At 59.0% G+C, this 12,165-nt stretch carries 10 protein-coding genes; 5 read left to right on the forward strand and 5 right to left on the reverse strand.

Going from position 1 to position 12,165, the window contains the following annotated elements; genetic code table 11:
* The first annotated feature begins 86 nt into the window (after positions 1-86).
* The 4 genes from EDD77_RS00595 to EDD77_RS00610 all read left to right on the forward strand — a co-directional run bounded on the left by EDD77_RS00595 (position 87) and on the right by EDD77_RS00610 (position 5,097).
* Positions 87-1,079: a CehA/McbA family metallohydrolase gene (locus EDD77_RS00595; protein ID WP_058964139.1), complete on the forward strand. Its 993-nt coding sequence runs from the start codon at positions 87-89 to the stop codon at positions 1,077-1,079.
* Between the two features lie 76 nt (positions 1,080-1,155).
* Positions 1,156-2,523, forward strand: a complete 1,368-nt coding sequence (locus EDD77_RS00600) for an alanine/glycine:cation symporter family protein (protein ID WP_132587272.1) — start codon at positions 1,156-1,158, stop codon at positions 2,521-2,523.
* A gap of 403 nt (positions 2,524-2,926) precedes the next feature.
* Positions 2,927-4,039 carry a glycerol dehydrogenase gene (locus EDD77_RS00605; protein WP_058964140.1) on the forward strand — a complete coding sequence of 371 codons (1,113 nt, stop codon included), beginning with the start codon at positions 2,927-2,929 and terminating at the stop codon, positions 4,037-4,039.
* A gap of 80 nt (positions 4,040-4,119) precedes the next feature.
* Positions 4,120-5,097 carry a DUF3658 domain-containing protein gene (locus EDD77_RS00610; RefSeq protein ID WP_058964141.1) on the forward strand — a complete coding sequence of 326 codons (978 nt, stop codon included), beginning with the start codon at positions 4,120-4,122 and terminating at the stop codon, positions 5,095-5,097.
* Positions 5,098-5,153: 56 nt separating this feature from the next.
* Here EDD77_RS00610 and EDD77_RS00615 read toward each other — a convergent pair whose 3' ends face one another.
* Complete coding sequence (locus tag EDD77_RS00615; RefSeq protein WP_058964142.1) at positions 5,154-6,128, reverse strand: hypothetical protein; 975 nt, start codon at positions 6,126-6,128, stop codon at positions 5,154-5,156.
* 349 nt (positions 6,129-6,477) lie between these two features.
* Between EDD77_RS00615 and EDD77_RS00620 the strand changes: the two genes are divergently transcribed.
* The gene (locus tag EDD77_RS00620; RefSeq protein ID WP_058964143.1) at positions 6,478-6,951 is read left to right on the forward strand and encodes a class I SAM-dependent methyltransferase; all 474 of its coding nucleotides are present in this window, start codon (positions 6,478-6,480) and stop codon (positions 6,949-6,951) included.
* Positions 6,952-7,085: 134 nt separating this feature from the next.
* Here EDD77_RS00620 and EDD77_RS00625 read toward each other — a convergent pair whose 3' ends face one another.
* From EDD77_RS00625 to EDD77_RS00640, 4 genes are all read right to left on the reverse strand, one after another.
* The gene (locus EDD77_RS00625; RefSeq protein WP_058964144.1) at positions 7,086-7,541 is read right to left on the reverse strand and encodes a very short patch repair endonuclease; all 456 of its coding nucleotides are present in this window, start codon (positions 7,539-7,541) and stop codon (positions 7,086-7,088) included.
* On the reverse strand, positions 7,541-8,716 hold the full coding sequence (locus EDD77_RS00630) for a type II restriction endonuclease (RefSeq protein WP_058964145.1): 1,176 nt from the start codon (positions 8,714-8,716) through the stop codon (positions 7,541-7,543). Before EDD77_RS00630 ends, EDD77_RS00625 begins: the two co-directional genes overlap by 1 nt.
* A complete protein-coding gene (gene dcm / locus EDD77_RS00635) occupies positions 8,717-9,856 on the reverse strand; it encodes a DNA (cytosine-5-)-methyltransferase (RefSeq protein ID WP_058964146.1) in 1,140 nt (379 codons plus the stop codon).
* A gap of 178 nt (positions 9,857-10,034) precedes the next feature.
* Positions 10,035-12,065, reverse strand: coding sequence for a glycoside hydrolase family 13 protein (locus EDD77_RS00640; protein ID WP_077138538.1), 2,031 nt, complete (start codon positions 12,063-12,065; stop codon positions 10,035-10,037).
* Between the last annotated feature and the right edge of the window lie 100 nt (positions 12,066-12,165).

The following is a 12,165-nucleotide window of genomic DNA, read 5'->3' on the forward strand; positions in this document are numbered from 1 at the left end:
CACGGATTTGTATGCTATTCTGGAACCAAGAGGCAAGACCCGCGCACCCGGGCGGCCCAAACAAACGACAAGGAGTGACCAAAACCATGCGTGAGTACCACGGCTTTACCGGCTGCGGGTCCTTCTACAAGGGCAACCTGCACAGCCACACCACCATTTCCGACGGCATGCTGACCCCCGAGCAGAACGTGGCCCAGTATAAGGAGCACGGATACCATTTCCTGTGCATGTCCGAGCACGACATCTTCACCGACCACCGGGCCCAGTTCAACACCGAAAACTTCATCGTGCTGCCCGGCGTGGAGGCCACCGCGGTGCTCTACCGGGCCATTGGCACCAATGAGCGTTACAAGCTGCACCACATGCACGGCATTCTGGGCACCACCGAGATGCAGCAGAATGCCCCCGAGGGCACCTTCGGCCATCTGCAGTATCTGCCGCCCATCAAGTTCTTCGGCCAGTGGGAGGGCGCGAAGGCCGCCCAGCAGCTGAGCGACATGCTGCGCGCCCACGGCTGTGTGGTCACCTACAATCACCCGGTGTGGAGCCGCGTGCTGGACGAGGAATTCATGGATACCACCGGCGTAACCGCGCTGGAAATCTTCAACTACAACTCCACCAACGAGGCGGCGGTGGGCAGCGGTCTGGTTCACTGGGACCGGATGCTGCGCGCGGGCAAGCGGATCAACGGCTTTGCCAGCGACGACAACCACAACGAGGGCCTGTTTGACGACGCCTGCGGCGGCTGGATCTGCGTGCAGGCCGAGAGCCTGACCCACGACGCCATTGTGGAGAACTTCATGAAGGGCAACTATTATTCCTCCGCCGGCCCCGAAATCTACGACTGGGGCGTAAAGGACGGCAGGGTCTGGATCGACTGCTCCAGGGTGGAGCGGGTGAACTTTGTGGCGGGCAACATCGTGAACGACGGCGGCACCGTCATCGGCGAGCTGCGCAAGGACACCCTGACCCACGCCGAGCACACCCTGAAGGGGCACGAAAGCTACGTGCGCGTGGAGGTGGTGGACCGGTTCGGCCGGGCCGCCTGGACGAATCCCATCTATCTGGAGTGGGACTGAGCACCCCCGCGTGACCCCGATCTTTTGCGGTACCTGCCGGGGCCCTGTGGCGTATGAATCATAGGAGGAAAGACCCATGTTGGATCAACTGCAATCCACCCTGGAATTCATCGACGGCAAACTCTGGGGTGACTGGCTCATGTTCGTTTTGCTGGGCGTGGGCGTGCTTTATACCATCGTGACCGGGGCGGTGCAGGTGCGCCACTTCGGCTATATCATCAAGAAAACCCTGTGGGAGCCCATCCGGGGCAAAAAGAACGGCGAGGAGGATGCCGGCGGCATCACCTCCTTCCAGGCGCTTTGCACCGCCGTGGCCTCCTGCGTGGGCAGCGGCAACATCGTGGGCGTATCCACCGCGGTGGTGGCCGGCGGCCTTGGCGCCATCTTCTGGATGTGGGTGGCGGCCTTCGTGGGCATGGCCACCAAATACAGCGAGATCGTGCTGGGCCTGCTTTATCGCGAACGCAACGAGCAGGGCCAGTGGGTGGGCGGCCCCATGTATTACATCAAAAAGGGCCTGCACGCCCCCTGGCTGGCGGTGCTGTGCGCGCTGTTCATGGTCACCCAGATCATCGGCGGCAACTTCATCCAGTCCAACACCATCAGCGGCGTGATGAACCAGAGCTTCGGCGTTGCACCCCTCGTTACCGGCATCGTGCTGGTGGCCCTGATCTTCATTGTGACCCTGGGCGGCTTGCATCGCCTGGCCCATGTGGCCCAGAAGCTGGTTCCCACCATGGCGCTGCTGTATGTGGTGGGCGGCCTGGTCATCATTCTGATCAACGCCCCCAAGGTGCCCGGCGTCTTCGTCGAAATCTTCCAGAGCGCCTTCGGCCTGCGGGCCATGGCGGGCGGCGCGATGGGCAGCATGATCATCGCCATGCAGAAGGGCGTGGCCCGCGGTCTCTATTCCAATGAGGCCGGCGAGGGCTCTGCCCCCGTCATCCACTCCTCCGCCAACGTGAAGCACCCGGTGCAGCAGGGCATGACCGGCGTCACCGAGGTCTTTCTGGACACCTTCGTCATCTGCACCATCACCGGTCTGGTGCTGGGCGTGACCGGCGTCATCGGCAGCGGCGTGCCGGACAATGTGCTGGCCATCAACGCCTTTGCCACCGTGTGGGAGCCGCTGAGCTATGTGGTTTCCGTATGCCTTTTGCTGTTCAGCAGCACTACCCTGATGAGCCAGTGGTACTTCGGCTTCGTGGGCCTGAACTATGTGTTCGGCGCAAAGGTTGCCGACAAGTTCAAGTACGTTTTCCCGGCCTTCTGCATCATCGGTGCGCTTTTGAAGGTGGAAATGGTCTGGACCATCCAGGACATCGCCCTGGCGCTGCTGACCATCCCCAACCTGATCGCCATGATCGTGCTGTTCCCCAAGGTGCGCAAGGCCACCAGGGAATTCTTCAGCGACCCGGAGCTGTACGAGGGCGCCCGGCGCTGAGCCTGACCCATTTACTTTGATTTCAATTGGGAATATTTTATTTAAAATATCCTGATTGTAATATAACCAAACCAACTACAGCCTATTTGTAAGGCAAAACCGCACAAATTGCGGCGCGATATGCCGCCGGAGGCTTCCGCTGTGAATTGTGCGGGGTTGCCGCGATATCCCTCTTTCATCCTTTTCTCTCGGGCAGCCGACTCCCCTCACTCCTTGGCCGGCTGCCGCAAATCATCTGCAAAAAGCGGCTTCGGGCGTTTGCCTGGAGCCGCTTTTTGCGTGTTCAAAAGGGGGATTCCCTCTGGAACGAGAACTTTACTCTTGCAAAGTGCTTCGGTTTGTGATACTTCTGTTAGTAGAGAGCAAGGGCCATGCGGCCCGAAAACGGGAGGGGAGTTTTGTAATGACAGACCATGAACAGGACAAACGCACCGGCGCACCCAGCCGGTATGTGCAGGGGCCGGGGGCGCTGCGCCGGCTGGGGCGGTATACCCGGCGGCTGGGGCAGGGCATCTTCCTCATCAGCGACGAAGCGGGCATCGAGCGCATCCGGCAGGATGTGGAGGCGGGCCTGCCCGGCGCGGGCGGGGTGGAGTTTGTTCCCTTTGAGGGGGCCTGCTGCGAAAAGGAGATCACCGAGCTGGTGCGCCGCTTTGAAGCCAGCGGCTGCCGGGTGGTGGCGGGCGCTGGCGGCGGCAAGCATCTGGACGTGGCCAAGGCCGTGGCGGCCTTCGCCCGCGCGCCCATGGTGATGCTGCCCACCGTGGCCTCCACCGACGCGCCCTGCAGCGCGCTGGCGGTGCTCTACACCCCGGACGGCCTGTTTGACCGGTATCTGTATCTGGACAAAAACCCGGATCTGGTTCTGGCGGACACCACCCACATCGCCGCCGCCCCGCCCCGGCTGCTGGCGGCGGGCATGGGGGATGCGCTGTCCACCTGGTTCGAGGCCCGGGCCTGCGCCGAGGCGGGGGGCAAAAACAGCTTCGGCACAGCCCCCGGCGCGGCGGCGCTCTGCCTTGCGCAGGGCTGCTGGAACAACCTGCTTCGCTGCGGCGCCAGGGCCATGGAGCAGGTGCAGCGCAAATGCCCCGGCGAGGAATTGGAAACCATTGTGGAGACCAACATCTACTTAAGCGGCGTGGGCTTTGAAAGCGGCGGCCTTGCCGCGGCCCACGCGGTGGCCAACGGCATCGCCAGTCTGGGCCGGGCAAACCGGGCCGGTCACGGCCAGGCGGTGGCCTTCGGCGTGCAGGTGCAGCTGGTGCTGGAGCAGCGGCTGGGCGCGCAGCCTTTGCGGGCAAGGCAGGATCTTTCCCAGGTGCGGGCCTTCTGCAAGTCGGTGGGGCTGCCCACCAGCCTTGCGGATCTGGCGCTTTCCGACATCACCGGCGACGAGCTTTCCGAGCTGGCCCGGGTGGCGCTGGACCCGGCGGGCAACATGGGCAACATGCCCTTCGCCGTGAGTGCCGGGGATCTGATCAGCGCGGTGAAGGCGCTGACACAGGAGATTTAAGACAATACCGCACAATTTCGGCGCGATGCGCCGCCTGAGAATTGTACGGGGTTGCCTTTCAAACAGGAGGAAACAGCAAGATGATGGACGTGGTGTTCAGCCGCAGCGCCTGCGGCAGCCTGAAGATGGCCCAGCATTACGGGCAGGGGGAATACACCGGCACGGTGGGCGTGATCTACGCCGCGCCACAGGGCGGGCAGGGCGCTGCCCCCGCGCCCCAGGTGCAGCAGGCCGCCCGGCAGGCCGCGGAGCAGCGGGCGCGGCGGGAATGGGAAAACGCCCGCCCCCTTGGGGGCGACCCGGCCAACGTGTTCAGTCTGGAAGGGGGCTGGAGCATGGGCGACATTGCCGAAAGCCAGTTCCCGCAGGGCCGCCGCCGCTTGCTGGAACGGCTGTTTGCGGCCAGCTTCAGCGGCAGCCCGGAGGAGCAGGAGCAGATCATCCGGGAATCGCTGGACGAGCTGCAGGCGAACCTGCAAACGGTGCTGGAGCGCAGCGCCCGGGGCGAGGAGATGCGCATCTGGTACAGCGATAACCCGGACGACGCCTGCGGCCTGTGCTGGCTGCTGGCAAAGCTGCACGGGCTGGAAACGCCCGGCCCGGTGACCCTGATCAAGCTGCCGGTGTGGGAATACGGCGAGGACGAAACCGTGATGGCCTACACCGGCTGGGGCGAGATCAGCCCCGGGGAGTGGGGGCGGTATCTGCCGCTGGCCCAGCCCGCCCGGCCGGTGCTGCTGCGGGCCTGCGCCGCCCGGTGGCAGCAGCTGCAGCGGGAGAACGCGCCCCTGCGGGTCTGCCTGAACGGCGGGCTGCAAAGCGTGCCGGAGAACTTTTACGACGGCTTCATTCTGCGGGAGCTGGACCGGCTGCCGGAGGAATTTCTGGAGGCGTCGCTGGTGGGCAATGTGCTGGGCCGGTGCCAGCTGGGCATTGGCGACAGCTGGATCGCGCTGCGCATCGAGGCCTTCTGCCGCGAGGGCCTGCTGGAGGTGGTGCAGGACGGCCCGGGCATCCGCCGCCGGCTGCGCCAGTGCACGGCGGACGGGAATTTTTGAGCAAAACAAAAGCGAAGCGTGTTTGCGCTTCGCTTTTTTGCTGTGCTTTTGCCGGGTCAGGCTTCCAGCCGCTTGAGCCGGCGGGGGCGGTGCCGGGCCAGAATGTCCACGGCGGCGGCCGGGTCAAAGGGGCGGCTGGTCTGCTGGGCCCATGCGGGCATGGAATAGCTTTTGGCGGGGGCCTGTGCCATGGGGGCCGCGTCCTCCCAGCGGCGGTGGCTCAGCCATTTGGCCGGGTGGGGAATGTATCGCCCGCCCGACTCCTTCCAGGGGGCGCTTTCCCGCTGGGCCGCCAGCGCCGCCAGCATGGCGTTCACCAGCGTTTCATCCGGCCGCAGCGCCTTCCATGTCAGCAGAGCCGCCCGCTTGTCCGACTTGCGGGGATAGGCCTGCCAGAACCGTTCAAAGCCGTTTGGGGCTTGGGTATTTTGCGCGGCTGGGGCAAGATGGGCCGGTTGGCTGGCGGTTTGCGCCGGGCTTGCCGGTGTTGCAGTTGCTGCCGGATCGGTAAAAAAGGGGTTCGGTCTGCGCTCAGTCTTTGGCGCAGCGTTCCCGGATTTTTCAAAAAGGGGAGAGGGCGCACGCCCACCGCCGCAGGCGGTGTATGTGTGTTGGGAATCTTCTTGGGAATCTTTTTGGGTATCTTTTTGGGTATCTTTTATTGCTCTTTCGGATTCGGCATTTGAATGTTCCGGATTCGTTTTTTGCAAGTGACGATTCTGAAACATGGAAGCAGCGGATTCGCTGATTGCATACCACAAGGTGCGATCAAAGGCGAAACGGCCGAACCGCCCCTCCAGCAAAGCACCCTGGCGGACAAGACTTTTCAGCAGACGGCGGATTTGGGGCACGCTCCAGAACGGAAAATGCTCGGCCAGCCGGGCGGCGCTGGCGTACATCCAGCAGCGGCCTTCTTTTTGGCAGTCCGGGTTTGCCGCGTTTTTCTCGCACCAGAAGCGGATGTGCTCCAGCAGCACCGCCTCTTCCACGCCGTACCGGGCGGCAGCGTTCACATCGAAGGAATAATACATTCTGACCCTCCTTTTTTGGCTTGGAAATCAGCCGGGAAAACAAAAATCGCCCCCGGCGCGCCTGTTTCAAAACAGCACGCACCGGATGACGGTTTGCAAAAAAGGCGGGGTCAATGAATGACCTCGCCTGATCTTCTCAGTATACAGAATAGCACGGGATGAACCGGGCTTGCCAAGGGTCAAAACGCAAAAAAATCCGGGCTTTTCGCGGTGGGGAGGAGATGGTATAATGGCAGCAAAGCAGAAAAAGGAAGTGATGGGATGCGCGGCGGTATCCTTGCGCAGAAAATTGCATAAACCCATGTGAGCAGACCGAACACACGGAAGCCTTACATGGGAGGAACAAGCAATGAAACAGAACAAATACGACGACCCGAAGTTTTTTGAAAAGTACAGCCGGATGACCCGCTCGCAAAAGGGCCTGGAGGGCGCGGGCGAATGGCACGAACTGGAAAAGCTGCTGCCGGAATTTGCGGGCAGGCGAGTGCTGGACCTGGGCTGCGGCTACGGCTGGCACTGCGTCTACGCCGCCCAAAAGGGGGCGGCCTCGGTGCTGGGGGTGGACCTTTCCGAAAAGATGCTGGCCACCGCCCGCGAGAAGAACAGCGGGGCGGTCATCCGGTACCGCCGCGCCGCCATGGAGGACCTGGCCTTTGCGCCGGGCAGCTTTGATGTGGTGCTCAGCTCGCTTGCCTTCCACTGTGTGCGGGACTTTGCGCCGCTGGTGGAGCCCCGGCCGCCGCAGGAAATGATGGATTTGCCCGGCATGCGGGATGAGCTGCGCCACCCCATGATGCTGCTGGTGGCCGCCCAAAAGCAGTGACGATGTGCATCACCCACTGAAAACAGAAAACTCCCCCGATTCCTCGAATCGGGGGAGTTTTCTGTCTGACTGTTTCCCCGTATGGCTGTCAGTCATACAGGGGAAATCTGTGCAGCAGTTCAGGAAAGATGACTTCAAAGTTCCAGAAACAGAATGGAGTCCGACAGAATAAAATCAATTGCCCTGTGAAGGATAAGCGTTTCAAAATCCGGGTCATGCTTCATTCGTTTAATAGTGCATTCCCAGATTGTAAGACATTTTATGCCCTGAGTTGCAAGAGATTCTCTTACAGCAGCATCACGTTGTATGTTCTGCTCGAATTTTTTCTGCCAGAAATCAACCCTGCTTTTAGGCGTGTAGGCATATTTACAACCTGCATGCCTGTGCCAGAAACAACCGTTTACAAATATCGCAGTATGATACTTTGCGAGATAAATGTCCGGATGGCCGATGATGGAGGGGCTGTTTTTTCGATACCGAAGGCCTTCGGCAAACAGGAGCTTGCGAAAGTAAATCTCCGGTTTTGTATCCCTGCTCTTTATGGCAGACATATTCTGACTTCTTTTATCCGGTGTTAAAATATCAGCCATTACATCTGTTCAACCTCTCGAACATATTTGATGAATTTTTCAATGGTCCAGATTCGATCCTGTCGATCACGGGGATATGTGGCAATGTATGGCTTTGGCACCACAAGAATAACCTGTTCCTCCTGCATTTCGTCCATCTGTGCCGCAGAGATGCCCTGTTGAAGGGTGCAGAGATACTTCGTCTGTCCACGCAGACGGTCTGCCTCATTGAGAATCTGACGCCAGCGGTCCTTGCAGGTCGTTTTTGCTGCAAGAGAAATCAGCTGATCTGCCGGGAAACTCATGTTGTGATAAGCAGTTTGAGAAGGAAAAATGAAGTCAGGCTTTTTGTTCCCTTCCGTTACAGCCTGAGCTGTATAGAGTATACTGTTTCCGTCGAAAATGGCGGCCAGGTGATGTTCGAGACTTTTTCCGGCACGGCTTTTTCGGCGATTTAATACCTGGTTTGCGGTGGCGATAAAATCTTCCACATTTGAGAATCCCCGGGTAATAAGGTCTCCGTATCGGGCATATTCCAGCGCACGGAACAGACGATATTCAGCATCGGTCCAGTCCAGCAGTTTTCGATCAGGATTGGAACGGATAAAGTCTGTGTGGTTATAAACAGCATCCTGAATACGTCGGGCAGCTGCGGACATCTCTTCGGAGGAAGGAAAGTCAACATCCAGACCGGTAATAAAACGGTCAATCTCCAGCTTTTCATTCTGTTCCGGAGAAGTGTGTCGAATGTCCACAAGACGGTTGGTTTCAGCGGGGCTCAGGCCAAAAGCATCAAGATACTGATTGATTTCATCTTCGGTATTCAAAACAAATCCCTTGTAATAATCTTCGGAGAACTTTACGAAAACAAAGAGAGCGCCGGTATATTCGGACTTTAAAAAGGGAAAGCCACGTCCAAAATTAGTGATCCGGTATTCATTTCTGGTTTTCTGTCCGTAATAGATAAAACGCGTGTCGGTTTCAAAATCATCCTGCCACAATACCTTTACCCATTTTTCTTTTTTCTCTCCCCGGACACCAGGCTCGGGAAAAAGGATTGGAATTGATGGTTTGGAAATATAAATACCAGCCTGATGCCCACCGGTCAGCCCTGTATCGTTTGCGGACAGGAACTTGCAGAAAACTGTCTCCCCGGCAAGAGAAGCCTGTATCGCCTGCATGGAGTATGAATCCATTTACAGCACCTCTTTCTGTGCAGAATCCTGAATAGCAGAGTTATTTAAAGTTTCAACGATCAGTTTTGCAACATTTTCCATGAGAGGGACAACAACGGAATTGCCGAACTGTTTGTAGGCCTGAGTATCAGATACGGGAATTTTGAATGTATCGGGAAAACCCTGCAATCTTGCACATTCACGGGGGGTCAGTTTACGGGGATTCTTTCCCGACTGATCAATCAAAACCTCTGAACCGTCCTTGTAATAGCGGGCGCTCAGTGTTCTGGATACACCATCAGGAGGCGCAATTCCATAGCCAAAACCGTTTCCGGCAGCCTTGTGTTTGGCAGCGTAGTTCTGAAGATATGTCCAGAGCTTGTCGGAAAGTGTATATTTTTCTGCCACATCCTGTTCCAGAATATCAGCTATTACCGGTTTATGGTCCGGAGGAGTGATTTTGAAATCAAAATCAATATCAGAACCATAGCGCTTACGGTCAAAACCGACAATGAGAATACGTTCTCTGTGCTGTGGAACAAAATTCTGCCCGTCAAGTACCCTGTAAAAAACCTGATAGTCCAGCTCATTGAGGGATTCAAGAATAATCTTAAAGGTACGTCCACGGTCATGACTGCACAGGTTTTTCACGTTTTCAAGCATAAAGGCTTTGGGACGCTTGGCCTTCAAAATTCTGCATACGTCGAAGAACAGTGTTCCCTGTGTTTTATCTTCAAAACCGGTTGCACGTCCAAGGCTGTTTTTCTTGGAAACACCTGCGATTGAAAATGGCTGACAGGGAAAACCGGCAACCAGAATATCATGGTCGGGAATAGAGTTTGCATCTACCTGAGTAATATCACCTTCTGGCTGTTCGCCAAAATTGGCAAAATAGGTCTGCTGGCTGTACTTGTTCCATTCGCTGGAGTACACGCAGTGGCCGCCTGCATTTTCAAAAGCGATTCGCATTCCACCAATTCCGGCAAAAAGATCAATAAAAGAAAAAAGGCTGTCGCTTTTTTCTGGACTTTTCTGTTTGTTCAACATTTGAATCAACGCTCCTGTTACACAGTACTGAACAGACTGACCCGATGCACCAGTATATTTTGTCAGGGCGTCGAATACCGAATCTTCAAGTCTGATGTGAATTTGTTTGGACATGATACACCTCGCGGGTAAATTTATGTACCTGTATTTTCCCAGTATAGCACATGGCTTTCCTTTCTGCAATCAAAGAAGCACATAACCGGGAGGCGAAGCAGAGGCATGCAAAAAAGCACGCCTCTCACAATAAAGAGACGTGCTGTTACGCGTATACGGCTGTCGTTTTATCTGATTATTACGGGTGTGGCGTGGGTTCCCGGATTTCAGGTTCCCGTGCCGGTTCCGCCCTGGGGGCTTTTTCCGCTTTGGGCGCGGGCTCGGTTTCCGCCTTTGCCTGGGCCGGAGCTTTGGCCGGTTCCTCTGCCTTTTGCACGGTCGGTTCCTCCGGCCGGGCGGGCGGGGTGTGGCCCGGCTGCTCCAGCGTTTTTTCCTCCAGCGTGGGGGCCGGGGGCGGGGGAACGTCCTCCACCAGAATGGTGAAGCCGTAGGGGTTCACCTCGGTGTGCTTGCCGAAGGCCTCGGCCGCGATCAGCCGGGGCGACCGGTTCACGATGATGTCCGCCATCTGGGCACAGCCGGTGCGGCGGTAGTGCAGCACGTCGCCCTCCGCCCTGATGATCTGCATCCCGCCCTCCGCGAAGGCGTCGCACTCCCGGCGCAGGTGGGCCAGCTGGCGCAGCACCGGGCGCACCCGGCTTTCGGTGGATTCCCAGTTGAAGTAGGACCGGTTGAAGGGGTCCCGGTAGCCCTGCATGGCAATTTCGTCGCCGTAATAGATGCTGGGCACGCCGGGCAGGGTGAAGATCATGGCGTAGGCCAGCCGCAGCAGCCGCACGCCGTGGTCGTACCGGTCCCGGGGCAGGGTGCGGCCGCTCTGCCAGTAGCGGTCCTTGCCGTCCGAGGGTTCGTCGGCAATGGCGGTGAGCGCCCGCTCGGTGTCGTGGGTGCTCATGAAGTTCATCAGGCAGTGCAGCGCCGGGGCCGGGTAATGCTCGCAGATGGCCATGATGTCCTCGGCGGTGTCCGCCGCGCTGCGGCCCTTCAGAAAGCCCAGCACCGCGTTGCGGAAGGGGTAGTTCATCACCGCGTCCAGCCCCTTGCCCAGAAGGTAGGTGCGGCGCACGCCGTAGGCCTCCTTGGTGGTGGCGTCCTCCCACACCTCGCCCAGCAGGTAGCAGTCCGGCCCGTGGGCCTTCACCGCCTTGCGGATCTCTTCAATGAAATCGTCCGGCAGCTCGTCGGCCACGTCCAGCCGGAAGCCGGACGCGCCGAGACTCAGCCAGGTGTCGATCACGCCGCCGGAGCCGCAGATGAACTCCCGGTAGCCCGGGTCGCTTTCCTGCACCTCGGGCAGGCTCTCGAAGCCCCACCAGCTGCGGTAGCCGCAGGCGTAGTTGGGGCTGAAGTCGAACCAGCTCCGGTAGGGGCTTTGGGGGTCGTGGTAGGCGCCGCCCGGGCCGTAGCGGCCCTCCCGGTTGAAGTAGATGGAATCCGAGCCGGTGTGGCTGAACACGCCGTCCAGAATGATGCGGATGCCCTGCCGGCGGGCCGCGGCGCACAGCTGGCGGAATTCCTCCTTTGTGCCCAGCAGCGGATCCGGGTTCAGGTAGTCGGCGGTGTTGTAACGGTGGTTGGAATGGGCCTCAAAGATGGGGTTCAGGTAGATCCAGCTGACCCCCAGCTCCTTTAAGTAGGGCAGCTTTTCCATGATGCCCGCAAAGTCGCCGCCGAAGTAGTCCATGTTCAGGTAGCCGCCCTCTTCGTTGGGCCAGAAGTAGGGCTCGCCGTGCTTGTTCTCCCGGTAGATGCGGTCGGAAAAGGGCATGGGCTTGTGCTTTCTGCCCTCATAGAACCGGTCCGGGAAGATCTGATACAGCACCCCGCCCTTGATGGGCGCGGGGGTGGCAAAATCCGCTTCGTACACGGTGAGCTGCCACCAAGGGCCGGTGGTCCAGCCCATCACCGCCTGGCCCATGGGGCCCCGGAAGAGCTTGCGAAAGTCGGAATACAGATCGAAATAGTAAAAATACAGCCCGGCCCCGCTCAGCGAAAGCGCCAGCGAAAACCGGTTCACGCCCTCCTCGCAGCCGTCGAAGGTCATGGCGTGGTGCACCGGCTCGCCGCCGTCCCGGATGAGCACCAGATGGGGGCGCACGAATCCGTAATCGTAGGGGATGGTGAGCCGGAAGGTGACCTCCTGGCCGGTTTTCACCGCGCCGAAGGGGGTTTTATAGGCCGGGTCGAAGCTGTTGTATAACTGATCCACACAAACACTCCCAGAACAAAGTTGCCGGCAGAGGCCGGGAAAAAGCGGATGTCGAACAGGAAAAAGGCCCCGGGGCCGGATCTCCGACGCCCGGGGCGAA

The organism is Allofournierella massiliensis (assembly GCF_004345265.1).
Taxonomy (GTDB): Bacteria; Bacillota; Clostridia; order Oscillospirales; family Ruminococcaceae; genus Allofournierella; species Allofournierella massiliensis.

Bases quoted from the DNA above. Each gene is read 5' to 3' on its own strand.
- EDD77_RS00595 (WP_058964139.1), top strand. From the start codon at position 87: ATGCGTGAGTACCACGGCTTTACCGGCTGCGGGTCCTTCTACAAGGGC.
- EDD77_RS00600 (WP_132587272.1), top strand. From the start codon at position 1,156: ATGTTGGATCAACTGCAATCCACCCTGGAATTCATCGACGGCAAACTC.
- EDD77_RS00605 (WP_058964140.1), top strand. From the start codon at position 2,927: ATGACAGACCATGAACAGGACAAACGCACCGGCGCACCCAGCCGGTAT.
- EDD77_RS00610 (WP_058964141.1), top strand. From the start codon at position 4,120: ATGATGGACGTGGTGTTCAGCCGCAGCGCCTGCGGCAGCCTGAAGATG.
- EDD77_RS00615 (WP_058964142.1), bottom strand. From the start codon at position 6,128: ATGTATTATTCCTTCGATGTGAACGCTGCCGCCCGGTACGGCGTGGAA.
- EDD77_RS00620 (WP_058964143.1), top strand. From the start codon at position 6,478: ATGAAACAGAACAAATACGACGACCCGAAGTTTTTTGAAAAGTACAGC.
- EDD77_RS00625 (WP_058964144.1), bottom strand. From the start codon at position 7,541: ATGGCTGATATTTTAACACCGGATAAAAGAAGTCAGAATATGTCTGCC.
- EDD77_RS00630 (WP_058964145.1), bottom strand. From the start codon at position 8,716: ATGGATTCATACTCCATGCAGGCGATACAGGCTTCTCTTGCCGGGGAG.
- dcm (WP_058964146.1), bottom strand. From the start codon at position 9,856: ATGTCCAAACAAATTCACATCAGACTTGAAGATTCGGTATTCGACGCC.